At 65.5% G+C, this 22,187-nt stretch carries 20 protein-coding genes and 2 pseudogenes; 5 read left to right on the top strand and 17 right to left on the bottom strand.

Features of this window, described 5'->3' with window-relative positions; all coding sequences use genetic code 11:
* Positions 1 to 13 precede the first annotated feature (13 nt).
* Both LRS08_RS16985 and LRS08_RS16980 read left to right on the top strand, forming a co-directional pair.
* Positions 14 to 625 (top strand): thioredoxin family protein, encoded by a 612-nt coding sequence (locus LRS08_RS16985; RefSeq protein WP_257846051.1) that lies wholly within the window; start codon positions 14 to 16, stop codon positions 623 to 625.
* Between the two features lie 138 nt (positions 626 to 763).
* Positions 764 to 1,153, top strand: coding sequence for a hypothetical protein (locus LRS08_RS16980; protein WP_260481014.1), 390 nt, complete (start codon positions 764 to 766; stop codon positions 1,151 to 1,153).
* Here the strand turns inward: LRS08_RS16980 and LRS08_RS16975 are convergent.
* The 7 genes and pseudogenes from LRS08_RS16975 to LRS08_RS16945 form a co-directional block, all read right to left on the bottom strand.
* Complete coding sequence (locus tag LRS08_RS16975; RefSeq protein ID WP_260481013.1) at positions 1,150 to 2,619, bottom strand: MFS transporter; 1,470 nt, start codon at positions 2,617 to 2,619, stop codon at positions 1,150 to 1,152. The genes LRS08_RS16980 and LRS08_RS16975 overlap by 4 nt on opposite strands.
* On the bottom strand, positions 2,619 to 3,674 hold the full coding sequence (locus tag LRS08_RS16970) for a sugar phosphate isomerase/epimerase (RefSeq protein WP_260481012.1): 1,056 nt from the start codon (positions 3,672 to 3,674) through the stop codon (positions 2,619 to 2,621). The genes LRS08_RS16975 and LRS08_RS16970 overlap by 1 nt, the downstream gene beginning before the upstream one ends.
* Before the next feature lie 11 nt (positions 3,675 to 3,685).
* Positions 3,686 to 4,787, bottom strand: a pseudogene (locus LRS08_RS16965) (Gfo/Idh/MocA family protein).
* Positions 4,788 to 4,812: 25 nt separating this feature from the next.
* A complete protein-coding gene (locus LRS08_RS16960) occupies positions 4,813 to 5,055 on the bottom strand; it encodes a fibronectin type III-like domain-contianing protein (RefSeq protein WP_260481011.1) in 243 nt (80 codons plus the stop codon).
* Positions 4,982 to 7,204, bottom strand: a complete 2,223-nt coding sequence (locus LRS08_RS16955) for a glycoside hydrolase family 3 C-terminal domain-containing protein (protein WP_260481010.1) — start codon at positions 7,202 to 7,204, stop codon at positions 4,982 to 4,984. The genes LRS08_RS16960 and LRS08_RS16955 overlap by 74 nt, the downstream gene beginning before the upstream one ends.
* 78 nt (positions 7,205 to 7,282) lie before the next feature.
* Positions 7,283 to 7,675, bottom strand: a complete 393-nt coding sequence (locus tag LRS08_RS16950; RefSeq protein WP_257846055.1) for a DUF6379 domain-containing protein — start codon at positions 7,673 to 7,675, stop codon at positions 7,283 to 7,285.
* A 15-nt stretch (positions 7,676 to 7,690) separates the two neighbouring features.
* Positions 7,691 to 8,701: a sugar phosphate isomerase/epimerase gene (locus tag LRS08_RS16945; RefSeq protein WP_257846056.1), complete on the bottom strand. Its 1,011-nt coding sequence runs from the start codon at positions 8,699 to 8,701 to the stop codon at positions 7,691 to 7,693.
* A gap of 146 nt (positions 8,702 to 8,847) precedes the next feature.
* On the opposite strand from LRS08_RS16945, the gene LRS08_RS16940 reads away from it, so the two are divergent.
* Both LRS08_RS16940 and LRS08_RS16935 read left to right on the top strand, forming a co-directional pair.
* Positions 8,848 to 9,252 (top strand): DoxX family protein, encoded by a 405-nt coding sequence (locus LRS08_RS16940; RefSeq protein WP_257846057.1) that lies wholly within the window; start codon positions 8,848 to 8,850, stop codon positions 9,250 to 9,252.
* Complete coding sequence (locus LRS08_RS16935; protein ID WP_257846058.1) at positions 9,249 to 10,088, top strand: nuclear transport factor 2 family protein; 840 nt, start codon at positions 9,249 to 9,251, stop codon at positions 10,086 to 10,088. Before LRS08_RS16940 ends, LRS08_RS16935 begins: the two co-directional genes overlap by 4 nt.
* A gap of 66 nt (positions 10,089 to 10,154) precedes the next feature.
* Here the strand turns inward: LRS08_RS16935 and LRS08_RS16930 are convergent, their stop codons facing one another.
* The 5 genes from LRS08_RS16930 to LRS08_RS16910 form a co-directional block, all read right to left on the bottom strand.
* Positions 10,155 to 11,033, bottom strand: coding sequence for a ThuA domain-containing protein (locus LRS08_RS16930; protein ID WP_260481009.1), 879 nt, complete (start codon positions 11,031 to 11,033; stop codon positions 10,155 to 10,157).
* A gap of 118 nt (positions 11,034 to 11,151) precedes the next feature.
* Entirely contained in the window at positions 11,152 to 12,480 is a 1,329-nt protein-coding gene (locus LRS08_RS16925) for an MFS transporter (RefSeq protein WP_257846060.1), read from the bottom strand.
* A 122-nt stretch (positions 12,481 to 12,602) separates the two neighbouring features.
* Entirely contained in the window at positions 12,603 to 14,942 is a 2,340-nt protein-coding gene (locus LRS08_RS16920) for a TonB-dependent receptor (RefSeq protein WP_260481008.1), read from the bottom strand.
* 78 nt (positions 14,943 to 15,020) lie between these two features.
* Positions 15,021 to 15,587 (bottom strand): NADPH-dependent FMN reductase, encoded by a 567-nt coding sequence (locus tag LRS08_RS16915; protein WP_257846062.1) that lies wholly within the window; start codon positions 15,585 to 15,587, stop codon positions 15,021 to 15,023.
* Positions 15,584 to 16,684 (bottom strand): LLM class flavin-dependent oxidoreductase, encoded by a 1,101-nt coding sequence (locus LRS08_RS16910; protein ID WP_260481007.1) that lies wholly within the window; start codon positions 16,682 to 16,684, stop codon positions 15,584 to 15,586. Before LRS08_RS16910 ends, LRS08_RS16915 begins: the two co-directional genes overlap by 4 nt.
* 94 nt (positions 16,685 to 16,778) lie before the next feature.
* Between LRS08_RS16910 and LRS08_RS16905 the strand changes: the two genes are divergently transcribed.
* Positions 16,779 to 17,450 carry a TetR/AcrR family transcriptional regulator gene (locus LRS08_RS16905; protein ID WP_257846064.1) on the top strand — a complete coding sequence of 224 codons (672 nt, stop codon included), beginning with the start codon at positions 16,779 to 16,781 and terminating at the stop codon, positions 17,448 to 17,450.
* Between the two features lie 42 nt (positions 17,451 to 17,492).
* On the opposite strand, the gene LRS08_RS16900 is transcribed toward LRS08_RS16905, so the two are convergent.
* From LRS08_RS16900 to LRS08_RS16880, 5 genes and pseudogenes are all read right to left on the bottom strand, one after another.
* The gene (locus LRS08_RS16900; protein ID WP_257846065.1) at positions 17,493 to 17,975 is read right to left on the bottom strand and encodes an Lrp/AsnC family transcriptional regulator; all 483 of its coding nucleotides are present in this window, start codon (positions 17,973 to 17,975) and stop codon (positions 17,493 to 17,495) included.
* Entirely contained in the window at positions 17,972 to 19,621 is a 1,650-nt protein-coding gene (locus LRS08_RS16895) for an N-acyl-D-amino-acid deacylase family protein (RefSeq protein ID WP_260481006.1), read from the bottom strand. Before LRS08_RS16895 ends, LRS08_RS16900 begins: the two co-directional genes overlap by 4 nt.
* Complete coding sequence (locus LRS08_RS16890; RefSeq protein WP_308223061.1) at positions 19,588 to 20,337, bottom strand: dipeptide epimerase; 750 nt, start codon at positions 20,335 to 20,337, stop codon at positions 19,588 to 19,590. The genes LRS08_RS16895 and LRS08_RS16890 overlap by 34 nt, the downstream gene beginning before the upstream one ends.
* A 246-nt stretch (positions 20,338 to 20,583) precedes the next feature.
* A pseudogene (locus LRS08_RS16885) lies at positions 20,584 to 21,599 on the bottom strand (DUF1611 domain-containing protein).
* 113 nt (positions 21,600 to 21,712) lie between these two features.
* A complete protein-coding gene (locus tag LRS08_RS16880; protein WP_257846070.1) occupies positions 21,713 to 22,183 on the bottom strand; it encodes an Lrp/AsnC family transcriptional regulator in 471 nt (156 codons plus the stop codon).
* Between the last annotated feature and the right edge of the window lie 4 nt (positions 22,184 to 22,187).

Here is a 22,187-nt window from a genome sequence, read left to right as displayed (position 1 = left end):
GGAGAGGTGTCGGATGCTCAGACTATCGCGCATGATGGAGATTGGCACCCCGGCGCCAGCCTTCGCGCTCCCCGATACCCAGGGGCGGACGGTGCGTCTGGAGGATGTCGCCGGACCGAACGGGCTGGTCGTCGCCTTCATCTGCAACCATTGCCCGTTCGTGCTCCACCTGATCGACGATTTCGTCGCATTCGCCCGGGAATATCAGGCGAAGGGCATCGGCGTAGTCGCAATCTCGTCCAACGACATCGTCGAATTTCCCGAGGATGATTACGACCATATGAAGGTCTTCGCGGCCGAGCGCGGCTTCCCCTTCCCCTATCTCTACGATGCCGACCAGCAGGTCGCGATCGCCTATGAGGCGATCTGCACGCCGGACTTCTTCATGTTCGATTCCGATCTGCGGTTGTTCTACGCGGGCCAGTTCGATGCCAGCCGCCCGAAGATCAACCGCCCGCCGGTGCCGGGCCTTCCGCCGTTGCGCACCGACCTGCCGGTGACCGGCGAGGATATGCGCCGCGCCGCCGCAGCGCTGCTTGGGGGCGAGGCACCGCCGCAGCCGCAACGGCCCAGCGCGGGGTGTTCGATCAAGTGGCTTGAGGGGAACTCGCCCACATGGGCGTGATCACCGATCGCATCTGGCTCCCGTCCGCTGCGGTGGTGCCGCAGGAGCGCGGCCCGGAATTCTTCGCGCCGGTCGACGGTGCGGACTGGTCGGAGGGGTTCGGCTGGCACCGCGGCTTCTTCTCCAGCTTCCGCCTACGTGCCGGGCGGGACGCTTGGTTCCACTTCCCCCTCCCCCACCCCGGTGCTGCGCGACGGGCGGGCGCAAGCGCTCGCCGAGGTCTCGCTGATGTGGGAAGTCGCCGACGGCGCGCGAATCCATTGGCTGGTGCTGCAGCATGGCGGGATGGACCGCATTCCGCTGACCGAGCGGGAGACCGTGCCGGACAGCGAGGCGGTGCCGTTCGATCCACCCGAACAATGGCGTCAATTCTACCCCGCATCGGCGCGGCGACTGACGACGATCCCGTTCGATCCGCTGCTGCGGCTGCGCTTCGGGGTCCAGCTCTGCGTTGGGGTGAGCGCTCCCGACAACGACGGGACGATCCGTTTCTATGGCGCCGGTGCAGGATTTGCCGACGCCGACTAGCTCCCCCCTGCCCGCGTCTGCGCCAGCTGGGCGCGGATGCGGGCCTGTTTTTCCGCCGACACGTCGAACCGCCCGACCAACCAGGCCATCGCCGCGCCCGCGATCACGATCAGCGCGGTGACGAACCAGGCGAGCGCGCGCACCTTGTCCTGCGGCATCTGGTCGACCGGCAGCCCGACGGGGAAATCGATGATGCCGAGGAATGACCCGGCGAACAGCGCGACCAGCCCGCTGCCGACCTGAAGCCCGATGAACATGAAGCTGGCGACCAGCCCCTGTTGCGGCTTGCCGGTATTCGCCTCATGCTCGTCGCCAATGTCATAGGTGACGGTGTTGAACGGCACCACATAAAGGCCATAGGCGACGCCGCCGAGCACGCGGAACGCGAACACGAACGCCCCGATCGCAGCGCTTGCGGGCAGCGGCGACAGGCCGAGCAGCGGCAGCAGCACCGCCCCCGCCTGCAGTATGAAGAATACTGCGAGTCCCGAGATCATCGCCGTGCGCGTGCCCACCAGCTTCATCCAGGCGGGCGCAAGGAACATGGCGACGAGCGACCCGATCACCCCGGCGATCAGCAGGCGCGGCGTCCAGCTGCCGTCGAGCTGCCAGAAATAGGTGGCGAGGTGCAATGTCAGCTGGTTCACCACCGAGTTCGTGAACAGCACCAGCAAGGCGACGAGCAGCAACAGCCCGACATTGGGGGTCGTGCGGATCGCCGCGACCAGCCGCCGGAACAGCTGCGGCAGCGTTTCGGGCGCTTCGCTCGCCACGCTCCGGTCGAGCTGCTCCACCGCCCGCATCCGTGCGCGCGTGCCGAGCAGGCCGATCACCATCAGCACCGCGCCGCATAGGGCAATGAACAGACCGAAATCGGGATAGGGTGCCGGGTTGAGCTGCGGCTTGCTGAACCCGCCGCCGCGTACGAAGAACCAGGCAAAGGCGGCGTAGGGCACGGTCAGGATCGCGAGCTGATTGCCCATGTTGCGCATCACCGCGACGATGTTGCGCTCCCCGCTCTCGCGCGTCAGCTCCCCGCCCATCGCATAGGCCGGCACGGTCCAGAACGAGATGCCGACCCGCGCGAGCAGCCCGAAGCCGAGCAGCCAGGCGAAGATCTGCCATTGCTCCATTCCGGCGGGCACGCGGAACACCATCGCGATCCCGACCGCGAACGGCACCACGGCGGCGGCCATCAGCGTATGACGACGCCCGAGCGGAGCGCGGTCCATCCGGTCGGACAACGCGCCGATATAGGGATCGGCCACCGCATCGAAGACGAGGATAATCGCCAGCGCGGCACCCAGCAACATGCCGTCGAGCCCGACCACCTGTGCGTAGAAGAACAGGACGAAGGCGTCCCATGCAAAGCTCTTGATCAGCTCCGGCATGGCGCACGCCATGAAGGCGAACCGGGTCGGCCAGCCGAGCGGCGGCAAGGTTCCCGCGCGCTCGGCCACCGCCATCAGCTGATCCCCATGATGCGCTTGTTCAGGTCGCGATCCGCCCCGCCCGCGGCGAAATCGTCGAACGCGTGTTCAGTGACGCGGATGATGTGGCGGTCGATGAACGGCGCCCCTTCGGCCGCGCCCTGTTCGGGATGCTTGAGCGCGCATTCCCATTCGAGCACCGCCCAGCCGGCAAAGTCATACGCCGCCATCTTGGAGAAGATGCCGCCGAAATCGACCTGCCCGTCGCCGAGCGAACGGAACCGGCCCGGACGATCGACCCAGCTTTGGTAGCCGCCATAGACCCCTGCCCGCCCGGTCGGCCGGAACTCGGCATCCTTGACGTGGAAGCATTTGATGCGCTCGTGATAGATGTCGATGAACGCCAGATAGTCGAGCTGCTGCAGCACGAAGTGGCTGGGGTCGTAGAGGATGTTGGCGCGCGGATGGTTGCCGACGCGCTCGAGGAACATCTCGAACGTCACGCCATCGTGCAGGTCTTCGCCCGGATGGATCTCGTAGCCGATATCGACGCCCTCATTGTCGAAATGGTCGAGGATCGGGCGCCAGCGGCGCGCCAGTTCGTCGAACGCATCCTCGACCAGTCCAGCGGGACGCTGCGGCCAGGGATAGACATAGGGCCAGGCGAGCGCGCCGGAGAAGCTGGCATGCGCGCTGAGGCCGAGGCGGCGGCTCGCGGTTGCAGCCTTCTTGACCTGATCGACGGCCCATTCCTGCCGCGCCGCCGGGTTGCCGCGCACATGCTCGGCCGCAAAGCCGTCGAACTGCGCGTCATAGGCCGGATGGACCGCGACCAGCTGGCCCTGAAGATGCGTCGACAGCTCGGTGATGGCGAGGCCGTGCGACGCGGCGATGCCCGCCACTTCGTCGCAATAATCCTGGCTTTCCGCCGCACGGTCGAGGTCGAACAGGCGATTGTCCCAGCTCGGAATCTGGATGCCCTTGTAGCCAAGCGAGGCGACCCACGCCGCGATGCTGTCGAGCGAGTTGTACGGCGCAGCGTCGCCCGCGAATTGGGCGAGGAAGATGCCCGGTCCCTTGATGGTTTTCACTTCCGCTCTCCTCAAATCACCAGATCGACCCAGCCAGCCTCGTCGCGGCTGGCGGTCACTGCGGTCTCGATGAATGCCATGCCGCGCAGCCCCTCGGCGACATCGGGCAGCAACGGTGCGGCCTCGCCGCGCAGTTGCGCCGCGAAGTCGCGGTAGAGGTTGGCGAAGGCCTCAAGATACCCCTCGGGATGCCCTCCGGGAGTGCGCGTGCGGGCCTGCGCATCCACCCCCAACAGCGGCGTCCCCGCGCGGACGATCTCGGTGCGCCCGTCGAGGTGGTGCAGCGTCAGGTCGTTGGGCGTTTCCTGCCGCCACACCAGCCCGCCCCGGTCGCCATAGACGCGGATGCGCAGTCCGTTGAGCTCGCCCACCTCGATCTGCGAGGCGAGCAGCACCCCACGCGCGCCATTGTCGAAGCGCAGCAGGATCGAGCAATCGTCATCGAGCGCGCGGCCCGGCACGACCGCCGCCAGATCGGCAAGCAGCCGCGTGACGCGCAGCCCGGTGACGAACTCGGCGAGCTGAAAGGCGTGGACGCCGATATCGCCGATGCATCCGCCCGCGCCCGACCGCGCCGGATCGACGCGCCATTCGGCCTGCTTGCCCTCGGCGGGACCGGCGAGCCAGCCCTGCGGATATTCGACCACGACCTTGCGCACCGTGCCGATCGCCCCCGCCGCGACCCGCGCCCGCGCCTCGCGCACCAGCGGATAGCCCGAATAGGTATAGGTCAGGCCATAGGGCCGCCCTGCCCGTGCGACGAGATCGGCCAGCTCACGCGCCTCGGCGAGCGATGCGGTCATCGGCTTGTCGCTCATCACCGCCACTCCGGCGGCAAGCGCGGCGCGCGCTGCGGGCAGATGGTGATGGTTAGGACTGACGATCGACACGAAGTCGATCCCGTCGTCACGCGCCGCTTCGCCTGCGAACATCGTGGCGAGGTCGGGATAGGCGCGCTCGGGGTCGATGCGGTAGTCGGTCGCAGCGGCGCGCGAGCGACCGGCATCGCTGCTGAACACGCCCGCAACCAGCTCGATCTCGCGATCCAGCTCCGCCGCGATGCGGTGGATCGGACCGATAAACGCCCCCCGGCCCGCCGCCGATCATCCCCATCCGCAGTCGCATTCCGCCTCCCCCGTTACAGGCCGGTCTGCGGCAGCTCCGCGACCTTCACCGTTAGCGCTACCCCCGAATCCTCGGCATCGCGCGCCACGCGAAGCTGCACTTGGGGAGCGATGTCCGTCCAGCCCGAATCCGACCAGCGCATGAAGCGGCGACGGGTCAGCGGGATGCGTACGCGCTTTGCCTCACCCGGCTTCAGCGCGACCTTGGCAAAGCCGACCAGCGCCACTTCCGGCGTGTCGCGATAGAGCTGGACCACGTCGCTCCCCGCTCGATTGGCGGTGTTGCGCACGGTCACGGCGATCGTGTCGCCCTCGACTGCAGCATCGCTCCACGCGAATGTCGCATAGCCCATGCCCGCACCCAGCGTATGCCGCGCGCGCAGGCCAGCGGCGATGATCCCGCGATGGCCGAAACGCACGCCGTCTCGATAGGGCAGTTGCCCATCGGCGTCGGGCTTCAGCGCATAGCCCGGATAATCCCCCCTCATCGCGCGCGATCACCACCGGCATCCGCCCGCCCGGCTCGCGGTCGCCCGCCAGCACCTGAGCAATCGCTTCGGCAAAGCCCTCGCCCGGATACCAGGCACTGATCAACGCAGCGGCGCGGTCTTCCCACGCCGTGTCGAAGGCATGACCGACATTGGCGACGATGACAGTGCGAGGATTGGCTGCGGTTACCCGTTCGATCAGCTCGATCTGGTCGGCTGCGAGCTTCGTGTCGGGGCGGTCCTTGCTCTCCACGCTGGAATCGGAGGTTTCGCCGACCATCAGCACCACCGCATCGGCGCGACGCGCGGCGGCCTCGGCGGCGGCGAGCAATTCCTCGCGGCTGCCCGGTGCGCGGATGCCGTACCACAGGCCGTGGACGCGCGCAGGGTCGAAGCTGAATTCGACCACGACTTCGACCGGCTTGCCAGCGGTCAGCGCGAGTTCGGCAATCGCCGAATCCCCCGCCTTGAGCACGCCCATCACGTCACCTGGCGGACATTCGGTCGTCGCGACGATCTGCTTGCCATCAACCTGCATCCGCGACACGCCGGTCGCGCCGAGATGAAAGCGGTGGACGCCGTCGCGCCCCGGCGTGAACACGCCGCTCGCGCGGATCGATCCGCCCGCCGCGAAGCGCGCCTGTTCATGCACGCCGACGAACCACACCAACGAGTTGGTATCGCGCGTCTCGCTCGACAGCGGCGTGCCGCTGCAATCGCGGCTTTCGAAATACTCCACCGTCATGCCGCGTTTTGCGCCATCGCCCAGGTCGCGCGCCGGGCTTACCGGCATGCCGGGCAAGCGCGGCGCGGGATCGACGCCCGGCTCGAACAGGATCTCGCGCGCGCCGCCAAAGCGCTTTCGGATGGCGTCGACCGGTGAAGCGAGGTCGGGCGAGACCGAAATCTTGGCGAAGGTGCCGCCCTGGAAACAGGGGGCGGCGGCGTTGGGGCCGATCACCGCCAGCGTCCCGATCTTCGCTGAATCCAGCGGCAACAGCCCGTCCTGATTGCGCAGCAGGACGAAGCCCGCCGCCGCCGCCTCGACCAGCAGCGCGTCGATATCGGCATCGCTCAGCGGCGAATGTTTCTTGCCGGTCGCACGGCGCGCGAGACCGGCGACCCGCGTCGCGGCATCGTCGATCCGCGCGCGTGTGACCTTCCCCGCAGCCACTGCGACAACGGACTTTGCTCCAAGAAAGCGCGCGGGGCCCGGCATTTCGAGGTCGAGACCGGCATTAAGCGTCGGCTCGGTCGAATGCGTCCCGAACCAGTCGCTCATGATCGCGCCGCGATAGCCCCACTCGCCCTTCACGACGGTCGTCAGCACATGATGCTGCTCGGCGCAGTGCAGCCCGTTCACGCGGTTATAGGCGGCGAGCATGCCAGCGCACCCGGCCTCCGCCGCGAACTCGAACGGCAGCAGATAGACTTCGCGCAACGTCCGCTCATCGACGCGGACATCGACGGTATCGCGGTCGGTCTCGCTGTCGTTGCAGACAAGGTGCTTGGCGACCGATGCGGTGCCGGTGGATTGCAGCCCGGCGATCCAACTCGCGCCTAGGATGCCGGCGAGCAGCGGGTCTTCCGAGAAATACTCGAAGGCGCGCCCGGCGAGCGGGCTACGCGCGAGGTTGATGTTTGGAGCGAGTACGGCGTCGACGCCGCGCCCGACCGCTTCCTGTCCCACCAAAGTCCCGATGCGGCGCGCAAGATCGACGTCCCAGCTCGCCCCCAGCGCGGTGGCACAGGGCGAGAGGCGCGCGATATCGCGCTCGTCCACCTTGCCGCTGGCGATGCCCATAGGCCCGTCGCTCATGGCGAAGCTCGGGATCCCGGCTTGCGGGATCGCCACCGACGACCACATGGCGGCGCCCGCAGTCAACGAAGCGGCCTGATCGAGAGTCAGATCTGTCATGGATGCAATCCGTTGCGCCGTGCGCGGACGCACGGCAGGCGGGCGGCGGGGCAATTACCCGGCGCCGCCCGCATGGGGTCAGGCGGCGAGCGCCAGTTCCTTGCTGTCCTTCGTCGTCGGGACGAAAGGCAGATAGGATACCCGCATCCGTACCCCGAACTCGATCCGGTGGTTGCCCGGCGCGAGACCACCCGGCTTCAGCGCGATGATCCGCGCCTTTTCACCGAAATTCCAGCGGTCGTCATAGACGGTTTCCATCTCGTCCAGCGTGTAGGTCTTGCCGCGCACCGAAAAGCGCACGTCCTCGCGCGCGATCTTCTCGCCATCGACGCTGACCTGGATATCCTCGATCATCGACAGGCCAAGCCCGCGATAATAAGGCAGCCGCCCGAGAAAGGCGAAGCCCACCGCCGCGCCATCTTCGATCACATTCTCGAAGACGTCGGTGCAGATCATCTTGTTGTCCATCATGGTGCCGGTCCTCCCTTATGCGACGGCCAGAGCGGCCGGAGCCGGCTCGCCGATCAGTTGCGCAAGCATCACCTGCTGGCGGCGGACCTGCTCCACGCTGTCGGGCTCTTCGGCGTCCTCGATCCAGCGATTTCCTTCATATTCCGAACAGATATAGCCGTCGTAGCCGCCCTGCTTCAGCACCGCGACGATCTTGTCATAGGGGATCGACGGTTCGACATAGTCGGCGTCCATCTGATAGAATTTGCCGTGGATGTTGTGGATGCGCGGCATGTAGTCGAGCATCCGCTTCGGCTCGAACGCCGAATTGTGGCGCGTCACTTCGGCCATCGCGATCGCCGGACCGACACCGCCCATCTGCTGGACGTTCAGGATGATATACTCGCTGAGCATCCGGTCTTCATATGCCTTGACGATATAGTCGGCGATGGGGGCGGGGACGCCCAGCCGCTTGAACTTCTCGACCATCACCGGCGGATAGGCGTGCAGGAACATGCCCATGTCGGGCAGGAAGCCCAATGCGTCGGAGCCGCTCTTCTCGAAAGCTTCGGCGTGGCGGATGATCCACGGATGGTCGAAGTGCAGCGGAGCGTGCACCTCGATCAGGATCTTGATCCCCTTTTCCTCGGCATAGGGCGCGGCGGCGACCAGCACTTCTGGGGTGATCGACACGAGCGCGCGGATGTACTTCATCCCCAGGCGCGCACCGAAATCGATGTCCTTGCGCACGCTCGCGACCTGCTCGTCGAACGGCATCTCGCGGCCCTTGTAGCGCTTGTAGTCGAGCATGAAGTCGTGGCTGACGGGGACGCAGTCATATTTGGCGATCAACTGGTGCCAGTTCTCAATCGCGGCGTCCTCGACGCCGACCTCGGGCCAGCCCCAGAAGCTCTGCTCGCCGATGACCTCGATGCCGTTGGCACCCATTTCGGCGCTGGTCCGGATACAATCCTCCAGGGTCATTTTGCCCTGAAACGTCTCGTTCTGATAGCTGTAGAGGCTCACGCCCCGCTTGATCGTACCCATAGACCCTCTCGCTTTTCTCGAGTGCGGCATCGCCCACTTTTATATCCGGCGCGGTGCTTGCGTCCACCGCGTATCCGAATTAGAACCTTCATTCTATAAAGAGTCGGACGGGTCAAGTCCGAATTTGAATGAGGGGATCGATCCGCATGGCGTTCGGGCTTCGGATATTGGCACGCCTCGCCGCGCTGCTGCTCGCTGCGGCATTCAGTTTTTTCGGATATTTCAAGAGCTTCGCGCCGCGCGCAGTGCTTGAGCAGCATCATGCCTGGACCACCGCCCTGCCCGATATCCTCGGCCGCGCGATCGGCCTCAGTGAACTGCTCGCCGCCGCATTGCTCCTGATCTTCGGCGTGTTCCGGCCCGAGCGGCGGCGCATCGTCGCCGGAGTCGCGCTCTACGCAATCGCCAATCAGGCGGGCGCCGCGCTGGTCCACATCCTGCGCGGCGAAATCGCGGCATTGCCGCAGAATGCCGTGCTTACCGGTCTCGCCGTGCTGATCATCGCCGCGGCGCGCAGCAATCAAGTTCAACCAGAGGAGAATATGGGATGAGGGTATTGAAGCAGCATCTGATGCTGGCCGTGGCGAGTGCCGCGATGCTGGGCACCACACCGGCGCTGGCGCAGGCACAGCAGCCGAGCATCGCCGAACTCACCGCCAAGCTGGAAAAGCTCGAACGCGCGACGACCGCATCGCGCGACCGCGCGGCGGTGGAGAATCTCTTCTCGCGCTACATGTACCTCCACAACGCATTCCAGGATGAGAAAATCATCCCGCTCTGGGCGAAGAAGGGCACGCCCGGGATCAGCGCGCAATATTCGAATGTCGGCAAATATACGACCTGGGACAGCATCATGGTCTATCACCGTGGCCGCCCGTCGCCGATCGGGAAGCTGGTGATGCACTATGTCACGACCCCGGTGATCGAGGTGGCCGAAGACGGCCAGACCGCCAAGGGCCTGTGGATCGTCAACGGCCTCGAATCCGGCCTTACCAAGCCCGAGCATGCCAAGAACATGCCGGCATGGATGTTCGAGCCGAATGTCGAGGTCGATGGCAAGAAGGTGTGGATGCACAATGTGTATCTCAAATACGGCATCGACTTCATCAAGCAGGACGGCGAGTGGAAGATCTGGCACTTCCACTGCTTCGAAACCGCCCGCGCGCCCTATTCGATGGGCTGGATCCCCTTTGCCGCAGCGGCGCAGGACGATGCGTTCAACGTCGACCTGATGTATGTCGGCGATGACGGGAAACCGGTGTTCATGCCCAAGCCCGACGAGCCCGTGACGGTGCGCAACAACACCTATCGCACCGACACCGCCCAGTCGCTGGAGGCGCGGCCGCCCGAGCCGTACCGGACCTTCTCGGAGACCTTCTCCTACTGACAAAAAAGGGGGGCGGACCGTTGTCCGCCCCCTCCCCCTCCTCTCGCGCGGATGCCGCGCGAAAGCCTATTTGGCGACCGCGAAGCCGGCTGCCTTGTCGTACGGCTTGATCGTCACCTTGCCCGTCGCCGCCCATTCGGTGCCGCGCGCGAACAGCGTCTTGAAGCCATCATACTGGATCGTGTCCGGCCCGTGGCCCAGCGTGATCGAGAAGACGCGGCCCTTGCCATAGTCCTGCACCCATATTTGCGGGTTGGGCTTGCCCATGCCGTCCATTTTCTTGAGCTGTTCCGGCGCATAGGCCTTCGGGTCGTATTTGGGTCCGGCGCGCTCGGGATCGTAATCCGCCGGATCGTCGATCGCCGTCGCCAGTACGCGCACCGTGGCGGCGGGATCGAACACCATGTTGGTGTATTTGTCCTCCATGAAGTTCCAATGATAGCGGCGCAGCCCCTCGGTGATCGGATGCTCGCGATCGACGATCTCGATGCTGAACGCGTCGGGGGGCGAGCGGCGGCTGACGCCCGGCACCATCACCGCGCCGATCAGCCGGCGATATTCGGGAATGTCGCGGCCCCAGGTGAAGGAGGAGTGATAGGCGACCAGCCCCCCACCCTCGGCGACATAGGTGTAGAGCGCCTTGAACGCTCCCTCGGACCAGATGTGCTGATCCTTGTCGCCATAGTTCCAGCGGCTGGAATAGTTGAGGACGACGACGTCGTACTTCTTGAGCATCGCCAGCGTGCCGTCGTCGAAATCCTCGGTCACGCGGACATCGAAGCGACCGGTGTCCTTGAGCTGGGTGCGCAGACGGTTGTTTACCCCGGTCCAGTCATGCTCGTAACTGTTCTGGCCGCTGATGATCAGCACCTTGAGCCGCGCGTCCTTCGGATTGGCGGGCGTCGCGACCCGCTGCACCGTCTCGGGCGGGGCATAGGGGGACATTGTCCACCGTCACCGGGATATCCGCGACCGGAACGGTCTGTGCGGACGCCGCCACGGCGATAAGGGCGGTGCAGAGCAAGGCTGGCGTGACGCGCATGGATGAACTCTCCGGAAAAGGTCAGGCGGTGGCGGGCTGGCGCGTACGCTCCATCGGCCAGGCGAGCACGACCAGCGCCTGCAGCGCGAGCAGGACGACCGGCCAGCCATAATAGGACCAGCGGATCGTCTCCCGCGCGGTGTCGCTCACCGCGGTCGGCACATAGCCCGCCGCGCCGAGCGAATAGGCGATCGCCGCCGATCCGACCGCCATACCGACCTTGGTCGCCAGGCTGATCCCGGCGGACAACAGCCCTTCATTGCGCGTGCCGAACCGCGCCTCGTGATAATCGACCGTCTCCGCCGCCATGGTGAAGATGCCGGTGATGGTGACCGAGGTCACGACCGACGCGGTGATGTAGAGCGCCAGGAACGCCGGTGGGCTCGCCTCGGTCAGCGGCAGCAGCAGGAACAGTGCGACCGCGATCAGGCAGGCGGCGAAACACCCCTTGCGGATGCCGGTACGCGCCAGGATCGGCGGCGCGATGAACGCGGCGATCAGCAAGGTGCCCGAAATGGCGGGCAGCAGGATGGAGATCATCCAGGGATGGCCCAGCACCTCGATCGCGAAGAATGCGGTGAGCGAGATCATCGTCCCGAACCGCACGAAATAGAGCAGGGTGAATCCGAAGCAGACCAGCCAGGCGCGGTTGCGCACCATCTCGCCGATCGCGGGCAGGACGGCGAAGCGCGGCGAGGCATTGTCCTCGTACCGCTCCTTGCAGTTGCGGAACAGCAGGAACAGCGCGATCAGCGACAGGCCCGCAAACAGGATCGCGGTGGCCAGAAAGCCGCGCTGCATGTCACCGCCGCCGAACAGGCCGACCAGCGGCATCGTCGCGGCGGTGCCGAGGATCACGGAAATCGATGTGCCAATCGACCGCATCCCGCCGAGCTTGAGCCGCTCGCGGGTATCGGTCGTCATCATCGGCATCAACGCGGTATAAGGGATGGACCCCAAGGACATCAGGATGCCGAGCGCCTTGAAGGTCAGGAAGGCGTAGATCAGCTTCGCATTCTGCGACCAGTCGGGCACCGTGAAGACGAGGATGAACACCAGCGCATAGGGAATGGCGGTGAACAGGAAATAGGGACGCGTGCGCCCCCAGCGTGTCCGCGTCTTGTCGACCGCGATACCGACGAAGATGTCGATGACCGCGTCGAGCAGCCGCGCGGCGAGGAAGATCGTCCCCACCGCCGCTGCGGGCAGCATCGCCACATTGGTATAGTAGAAGAGCAGGAACGCGCCCGCCATGTTATAGGCGAGGCTGTACCCGAAATCGCCCGCGCCATAGCTCAGCCGCTCGGTGAGCGACAGGCGCGCGGCGCCCGCCTTTTCCTCAGACGCCAAGGGACACCGCCTTCAGTTCAGTTGCGTCAGCGAAGATCCATTCGCTACAGGTGAAAAGCGTCACGGCAGCTCCCCGGTACAAGAAAAAGGGGCGGCCTGACGGACCGCCCCCGATCATCGCCTCAGAAGTCGAACCCGACCCGGACACCATAGGTGCGCGGGCGCGAGAAGCCCGCGTTGAGCACGCGGTCCGGCCCCGCCGCAACGAAGGCACCGAACACCATCGGCCGCTCATTCTCGATATTCTGGACGAACGCGGCGACCGAGAATTTCCGGTCTTCCGGACGATAGGTCAGCGAGAAGTCGGTCTGGGTGAACGCCTTCTGCGCCAGGTCCCGCTCGTTGAAGATCGTCAGGAAATACTTGCTCTTGAACCGCGAGAAAGCGGTCGCGGTCAGCGTACCGGCCTCGCCCAGGTCGAAGATGTGGTCGTAACCGACCGTGATCACGACTTCGGGCGACATCGGCGGCGTGTTGCCCGACAGGTTCGGCTGCTGGATGCCGGGCGTGACCGGATCGATATCGCCAACACTGGTTGCCGTGCAGCCGACGCAGACCACGGCATAGGCGGCGAGCAGGTCGTCGAACTTGGCGTTCAGATAGTTGAAGCTGCCATAGAAGCGGTTGAACTTGTTGAGTTCGATGTCCCACTCCGCCTCGACGCCCCAGATCGTCGCCTTACCTGCGTTGAAGATCTGGCTGCCCACCGCATTGTCGAGCAACACCGCGTTCTGCAGACCGGTATAGTCGTAATAGAAGGCCGACAGGTTGAAGCGATGCTGGCTGCTCGGGCCGAAGTCGAGCTTCATGCCGGCCTCATAGGCGGTGTTGGTCTCGGGACCGTAATCGCCGACCGCGTCGAAGCCACCGCCCTTGAAGCCGGTGCTGACCTTTGCATAGAGCAGCATGTCGGAAGTGGGCTTGTAGTTCAGCCCGATCAGCCAGCTGACATTGTCTTCCGACTGGGCGAGGTTGAGGACCGTCGGTGCCGGGGTGGTGGTCAACTGCACCGGGCCGACGTTGGCGGTGAACGGATAGTTGATGAACACGGCCTCGCGGTCACCCTTGGTGTAGCGGATGCCACCCTGGACGGTCAGCTGATCGGTGATCGGCACATCGACCTGGCCGAACACCGACCAGCTCTTGCTGAGCACCGGCGCGCGGCGGAAGAAGTTGATATAGCCGCCGAGCGGACCGATCAGCGGGCTGTGCAGGCCGCGCGTCGTGTTCAACTCTTCCTGATAATAGAAGCCGCCGACCTGATAGAGGATCTTGCCCGCTTCGCCGTTCAGGCGCAGCTCGTGGCTGTGCGTTTCGACGTTCGTCCCGAAATCGAGGAACACATAGCTCGGCGGGAGCGTGGGCTGGTCGATCGTGTCGGTGGAGCGATAGCCGCCGATATAGGTCAGCGTCGCCGGGCCCATGTCATATGCGATGCGGCCACGCAGCGCGAGCGACTCCATCGACTGAAAACCGACGCCGGAGTTCGGCGCGTTGTAGTTGTGGCGATCGACATTGGCGAGGAAGTTGGTGTTCTGCGGGAAGCACTGCGATCCCGCGATCAGCGGCGCAATATCGACGAACCCGTTCAGTGCGCACCCCGCGCCAGGCGCGTTGGCCGCGGCCAGCAGGTTCACCGAGACATAGTTTTCGAGCAGCGCGTAGGAGTCGACATATTCGACCGCCGCATCGACCGTCAGATTGTTGGTCGGCTCCAGCCGCAGTGAAAGACGCCCGGCCTTCATGTCCTGCGCGCCGCTGCGGTCGAGATAATTAGGCACGAACGGCTTGCCCGCCAGCGGGTTGGTGGTGCGCAGCGTGGCGGCGTTGGGGTGGAAGGTATAGCCCTTGCCACGGTTGGAATAGATACCCGACGCGCGGATCGCGATCCCATCCGAAATCGGCAGGTCGACGCCGGCATTCAGGATGACCTGATCGTAATTGCCATAGCTGGCCGAGCCATTGGCGCCGAACACATTGCCCGGCTTGCGGGTGATGAAGTTCACGGCGCCGGCGGTAGCATTGCGGCCATAGAGCGTGCCCTGCGGCCCGCGCAGCACCTCGACCCGCTCAAGGTCGAAGATCGCGGCGTTCAGCACCGTGGTGCGGTTGATGTACTCGCCGTCGATGTTGATCGTGACCGAAGTGTCCTGGGTCTCGTTATTGCTGGCGGTGCCGATGCCGCGCACCGCGACATAGGTGTTCTGCTGATCCTGCGTGATCTGGATGCCCGCAGCGACGCGATCGAGCTCGCGCAGGTCGGTAACACCGGCTTCGGCCAGCGCCTCCCCCGACACGACGTTGATCGCGATCGGAACGTCCTGAACGCTTTCGCTGCGGTTCTGCGCGGTAACGACGATTTCGTCTTCGGCGGTCTGTACGACCTGGGCCGCAGCGGGCGCGACGGCCATCATCGCGGTTCCAGCAAACAGGCACGACTTGAACATGAGCTTACGCATCATTCCCCTCCCTCACTCTGCGCGGGTGATCCCGCATCTGAAGTAAATAGAACTGGTATTCTAATTCATTTAAAAACGAAGTCAAGCGGCCGTGGTGACACCGACCGGGGCGACCAACTGGCCCGCAAGCATGTCGATCTGAGCGGCGATGGCGGCGTCGACGAGCGCGCCGTCAGCATCGAACGGACGCTGCTCGACAGAGTTCACCGCGATGCCGAGCGGGGTCGGCCAGCCGCGCATCGCATGCACCACGCCGCGCAACGCCGACAGCGTCACTCCGGTCGCCTGCCACCCCGCTGCCGACACGATCAACCCGACCGGACGTCCGTCGAAATAAGGGCGGTCGTCGCGCGCCAGTTCCTCCAGCAGATCGATGGCATTCTTGACCAGTCCGGAAATGCCGCCGTGATAGCCGGGCGACGCGATCACGAGCGCGTCCGCCGTGCGGACACCATCGACCAGCGCGCGCTCGGCCTGGTTGCGGATCGGCGCGCCCGGATCATAATGCGGCAGCTGTGCCAGGAACGGGCCGTCGAACATCTGCACCTGCGCCCCGCGCGCGGCGCAACGATCGAGCGTCGCGCGCACCAGCCGCTCGCTCGACGAGCCCTCACGCAGCGTCCCGCCAATGCCGACGACCCGGGTCATGCCTTTCGGCCTCCGCCGAATGCCGGCATCACCTTGCGCGACAACAGGTCGAGCGTCTGGTTGCCCAGCCGCAGTCGCTCATCGGTCAGCGGGCCAGTCAATGTCCCGCAGAGGATGTTGCCGATACCGAGCTGCTCATAGGGCTTCAAATGCTCGATCACCGTTTCGGGCGATCCATAGAGGCACCAGGTGCCGATCCAGTCGTCGGTCAGCGCGTTGGGGGTGCGATCAGTCTTGCGGTTGGCGTCGTCGGATTCGGCGCGTGCGTTGAACTCGGCCTCGCGCTCGATCGCGTCCTGATAGTGGCGCAGGATCACCATCAACTCGTCGCGCGCCTGCTCGTCGGTCTCGGCGACATGCACCGCCTGATAGGTATGCGTCGTCCAGTCGAGCGCCGACGCGATCGTCGCGGCATCGTGCCCGGCTGCGTCGAGCATCCCGCGATAGACGTCGAAATATTTCTTCACATGGGTGAACGGCTCGGTTCCGCCGATATTTGGCGGGGTGAAGGCCGGGATGAAGGCCGGCCAGCCATGCGTCGCCGCACGCCGTGCGCTCGATTCCTTCATCGCCACCGGCATCAGCCGAGCATGACCCGGCGTGTAGGATGCCGGCGCGATCCGCTGGAGCACCTTGCCCTGGTGCGGCCCATTGTCGATCACGACCGCCGGATCCTCCATCCGTTTCGCCCAGAGCTCCTCAGCGAGCGCAAGATTGCGTTCCGAAATCGCGCCGGCATCCTTGTAGTTGACGCCGAAGCCGATCATCTCCTCGGGCGTCGTTCCGCTGCCGACACCGACGAGCAGCTTTCCGTCGGTCAACTGGTCGAGCAAATTGATCCGCTCCACGAACCGCACCGGGTGGTGCAGCGGCACCGACACCACCGAAAAGCCGTAATGCAGCTCGGGCAGCTTCGCGGCCAGATAGGCGGCGAAGATGAAGCTGTCGCTCGCCAGCGGCATATACCCGTTGAAATGATGGTCGGGCATGAACACCGCGTCGAAGCCCAGATCACGCGCCAGCGTCGCGTGCCGCTCCAGGTCGTGCATCAGCTTCCGGTCGTCTTCCGGGCGCATCGACCGAGCATTGAGAAACACCGAGAACCGCATGACCTCTCCCCCGCGAATCAGAATCTTCGCTGTTGTCTAAATTAGAATTGACGTTCCTATTTTGATATCCCTTATGCCCGGCATGTCAAGTCCCACCCCGTCGCTCACCGAAACGCTCGCCGCGAGCGCGCTCAGCCGCCAGCCTCGTCAGGGGCGCAGCCTTGCTTCGTTCCGGCGAATGCTCGATGCCACCAAGGCGCTGATGCTGGAGCGGGGGAGCGAGGACTTCACCTTGCAGGACGTCAGCGATCGTGGCGCGGTGTCGATCGGTTCGATCTATCTGCGCTTCGAGAGCAAGGACCGGCTGCTCCATGCGGTGATCGCAGAGGAACTACAGGCCATCGTCGAGAAGGAACGTGAGCTGATCGAAGGGATTCTTGCCCAGTCGAGCTCACTGTCCGAATTCATGCCACGCTATGTCGACGGATATAGCGACTTTCTGTCGGACCACGCGCAGTTGCTGCGAACAATCATGCAACGCGCATCAATCGACCCGGCAGTGTCCGAGCCAGGCAAGGAAACCGCACAGCGATCGGCCGACTTGTCGGCAGGGGCGATCCTGACCTTTCGCGACGAGATCCGGTCGAAGGACCCCGAGCGCCGTGCTCATTCGGTCTTCCGCATCGTCTTCGCCACCGCCGCACGCCAGTTCGGCCTCGGCTCCACGGCGGAATCGGCGGACGACGCGATCTGGAACACCTTGAAGTCGGAGCTGTCGACAATGGCGTTGGCATATCTCCAGTACGAAGACTGATCGGACGATTCCGAGGGCCCAGCTGACCGGCACCGACACATCCTAGTACTGAACGCCGAGCAATTGCTGGAGATCGAGACCGGTGCGATCCTTGACGGCCTTTGAAACCGGATAGGTCGTATAATCGATCTCCATCGCGAGGAACGGTGCCATCGTCTCGTGATAATGGCGCACGTTGCGTGCGAAGATCCGCATCATGTAGTCGGCTGCCCCGGACACGGCGTCGCAGGAGACGATGTTCGGGGTGGCGGCAAGAATCGCTTCAAACTGCGCGGTCTTTTCCGGCGTGGAGTCCCGGACGCTGGCCATGACGATGAACTGGCTGAGATTGCCGAGTCGTTCGATGTCGAGATCGGCATGATAGCCGCGAATATGTCCTGCAGCTTCAAGCTTCTCGATCCGGACCGCACAGGGGGTCGGCGAGAGGCCGATGTCCGCTGCGAGGTCGACCTTGCTGATCCGGCCATCACGCGCAAGCGTCGCGAGAATCCGAACGTCGATCGAGTCGAGCGGCTCGGATCTCATGTCCCGCACCGGTGACGCAGCACCATCCCCGCCCGTGCGCCGGTATGCCGCCCCTGATCCAGCGTCAGGACACCGTTGACGATGACGTCAGCGATGCCGGTGGCGGGTCGCATCGGCGCGGTCCAGCTCGCATGATCCTCGACCGCATCGGCATCGAACACGATCACATCGGCGCGCAGCCCTTCGCGCAACAGCCCACGGTCGGACAGGCCCATGCGCAGCGCGGGCCAGGAGGTCATTTTGCGCACCGCATCCTCCAGCGACAGCACGCCCCGCTTCCGGACATAATCGGCGAGCACTCGGGCGAAGGTGCCATAGGAGCGCGGATGCGGCAGGCCCATCCCGTCAAGCTCGCCCAGCACTGCGGCTGCCGCGCCGTCGCTGCCGATGCTGATCCAGGGCTGACGGATCGCGGCGTCGATGTCGGTTTCATCCATCACGAAGTAGAGGGCGAACGCGCGTTCGGGCAGCGCGGCGAGCATGATGTCCCATGCCGCGTCCGCAGGATCCTTGTTCAGCGCCGCGCCGATCTCGACGAAGTTCTTGCCGTGAAAGCGAGCGGTCTGCGGCTGATGCGAATTGGCAAGGACGATGTTCTGCCACCCGCCCGCCGCCTCGACCAGGCTCGACCAGCTGGGGATCGATCCGGCAGCGGCATCGCGCTTCAACCCGGCGCGCAGCGAGGGGTCGCGCAGTTTCGCGAGGCCCGCCTCGAACCCTCCAGCAAAGACATGGCCCGGCACGGTCCCCTCAAGCCCGGTGCCGGCGGCGGTGTAGGGGTAGAGGTCGGCCGCGACATCCACCCCCCGATCGCGCGCTGCGGCGATGCGAGCGATGGCTTGGGGCATCAGCGTACCCCAGCCGGGAGCATAGGCGGCCTTCAGATGGAAAATTTCGACCTTGGCCCCGCTGTCCTCTCCGATCCGGATCGCCTCGTCGACGCTGTCCAGCAGACGCGCGCTCTCGTCGCGCACGTGGGTCGCGTAAAAGCCGCCGCAGCGCGCCGCGACCTTGGCGAGCGCGACCAAATCCTCGGTCGCGTGGAAACGGTCGGGCGGGTACATCAGCGCAGTGCTGATTCCGAACGCCCCGGCCCGCATCGCACGATCGACCAGCGCACGCATCGCGTCGAGCTGGGCCGGGGTCGGGGTGCCTGCGCCATCGCCCATCACGGCGACCCGCGCCTGTGTCGCGCTGTAATAGGTGCCGAAATTGACCGCGATGCCGCGCGTCGCGAGGTCGTCGAAATAGCGCGGGATCGCGTCCGCCGGGACCGGTGTGCCCCCTTCCCCGCCGATCAGCGTGGTCACCCCCATGCGCAGCTTGTTCTCCGCCGCGCCGTGGATGAGCAGCACGCTGCCCGACTGGTCCATCATGTCGATAAAGCCGGGGGCAACATAGCGACCGGTGGCATCGATCTCCTTTGCGCCCCGCGCGGCGATATGACCGATCCGGGCGATCCTGCCGTCCTTGATGCCGATATCGGCGCGGACCCAGGGATTCCCCGCCCCGTCGAGTACGCGCCCGCCCCGGATGACGATGTCATAGGCCGGGACCGGTGCCGCGCCGAGCAGCAGCATCGCCGCGCCACCCCATGCGAACCGCGACCATTTCATGCTGGCCAGCCCCATAGTTCGGGTGGGCACGACGCCTGACCGCCGACATAGCTCACCGACGGTTCGCGATCACGCTCCAGAAAGATCGGGCCGTCGAGATCGACGATGTCGCAGCGCTGCCCGAGGATGAAGGCCGGGGCCATTGCAAGGCTCGATCCGACCATGTTGCCGACCATCACGTCGAGGCCATGCAGCCGGGCGGCATCAGCCATCGCCAACGCCTCGGTCAGGCCGCCGCACTTGTCGAGCTTGATATTGACGACGCTAAACCGCCCGACGAGGCGCGGGATGTCCCCGGCCGTCAGCACGCTTTCGTCCGCCGCGACCGGAATCGCGCATTTGATGCCGTCGAGATCGGCCTCGCGCCCGCGCCGCACCGGCTGTTCCAGGAGCGCGACCCGCTCTTTTGCCAACATGCGGATCAGCGGCACCAGATCCTTCCGCACAAACCCCTGGTTGCCATCGACCCCCAGCCACGCATCGGGCCGCGCCGCGCGGATCGCGCGCACCCGGGCGCTATCGAGCGGCAGGTCGCCGGTCAGCTTGATCTTGATATGCGGGACATCGGCATAGGACGCGGCTCGGCCCGCCATTGCGTCGGGGTCGTCCGCGCTGAGCGTGAAGGTGGTGGCGAGGGGCCGGGGTGCGGCACGGCCGGCAAGCTGCCACACCGGCTGGCCGCTGCGCTTCGCCTCCAGATCCCACAGCGCCGCATCGACCGCGTTGCGCGCGCCGCCCGGCGACATCGCCGCGCGCAGCCCCTCGCGGCTGACCCCCGTTCGATCAGGTCGCGCTGCGCGTTGATCTGCGCGATCATCCGGTCGGGGGTTTCGTCGAGATAATAGACGCCCGACGCCTCGCCGCGTCCGACATGTTCGCCATCGGTCAGCGTGACCACGACGACGTCCTGCCCGTCGAACTCATAGCCCGCGATGCGGAACGGCGCGATGAAGGGGAAATGCTCGATTGCGATATGCAGTGCGCAGCGCCGATTAGTCATAGGGCCGCCCCAGGATCGACGCGACCGCGCGATCCATCGATGTGCGTATCGGATCGAAGGCAGGCACGCCCATCTCGTCGCTGGCGCGCGCCAGTGCGTCGGCGCAGGCGGCATCGTCGAGCTTCGCCGTGTTCAGGCTGACCGCGCCCAGCCGCGCCTCCGGATTGGTCACCCGCGCGGCGGCGAGGCAGGTTTCGGCGACCTCGGTCAGCGAACGCACCGGGAAGTCGGTCATCGAATGGAAATGCGTGCGGCCCGGCTCATGGCACAGCACCAGCACGTCGGGCTGCGACCCGTGAATGATGCCCAACGTCACCCCGGCAAAGGCGGGGTGATGGATCGCCCCTGCCCCTCGATCACGTCCCAATGATCGTCGGCGGCGTCGGGCGACAGAGCTTCGGCGGCACCCGCGATGAAGTCGGAAACCACCGCGTCCATCGGAATGCCCGCGCCCGCAATGATGATCCCGGTCTGGCCGGTCGCACGGAAATCAACATCCGCACCGGCGTCGCGCAACGCCCGGGTCAGCGCGAGCGCGGTGTATTTCTTGCCGAGCGCGCAATCGGTTCCGACAGTGAGGATGCGCTTGCCGGTGCGCTTGCGGCCGGTGGCGGTCTTGATATCGGCCGGCGGCACGCGAACGTCGATCAGCCGCGCGCCCGCTGCCTGCGCCGCATTGGGGAGACCGGGAACTTCGGCAAGCCGGGTGTGCATTCCGCTCACGATGTCGAGCCCGCCGCGCGCCGCGGCCACCAGCGCCGCGTGCCACGCCGCCGGGATCTGTCCGCCGACCGGCGCGACCGCGACGACCAGCGACCCCGCACCCTTCCGGACGGCAGTCGCGACATCGAGGTCTGGCAGGCCCAGGTCGGCGGCCTGATCGCTCAACCGATACTGGCCGAGACAAGCGTCGCGCGCCCAGTCGCGGATACCGAAACCGGTCTTGGCGTGCAGCGGTTTGACGACATCGCCGACGAACAGGACATAGGGTTTGCGCAGCTCGATCATTTCATTCCTCGATTTCGACTATGGGTCGCGCCACCTCAGCTAGCGGAAAGCGCCCCGGAATTGCGTCTGAATTAGCCCGCCGAAACAGCAGCTTCGCCTGTCGGTCGGGGTCGTCATTCCAGCAGCGTCGTCAGCGACACGTCGTGCGGCGCACGCACCGCGCGCGATACCGGCAACAACGTGCAATCGAGCCCGATCGCATCGAGTGGCGCGAGCAGCGCGCGGCAATCGCTCTCGTCTGCGGCATAGGCGGTCATCACGAAATCGACTGCCCCGAACACCGCATCGCACTCGGCAATCTGCGGGATGGCCGCGACCAGTTCCTCGAACCGCCGGGCAGCGTCGGGTGTCCATTCCCGGATACTGACGATCACGGTGAAGCGCGTGAGTCCCGTGACCCGCTCGACCGCGACGTCGGCGTGATAGCCCCGAATATGCCCCGCCGTTTCGAGCTTCGCGACCCGCGCACCGCATGGTGTGGGTGACAGACCCACCACCTCCGACAGCTGCGCTTTGGTCATCCGCCCGTCGCGTTCCAGCGCGGCCATGATCCTGATGTCCAGCCGGTCGAGCGGGCGCGCCATCAGC

This window comes from Sphingomonas sp. J315, assembly GCF_024666595.1.
Lineage (GTDB): Bacteria > Pseudomonadota > Alphaproteobacteria > Sphingomonadales > Sphingomonadaceae > Sphingomonas.
Note: the sequence above shows the minus strand (reverse complement) of the source record. Positions and strands in the feature narration are given on the sequence as shown.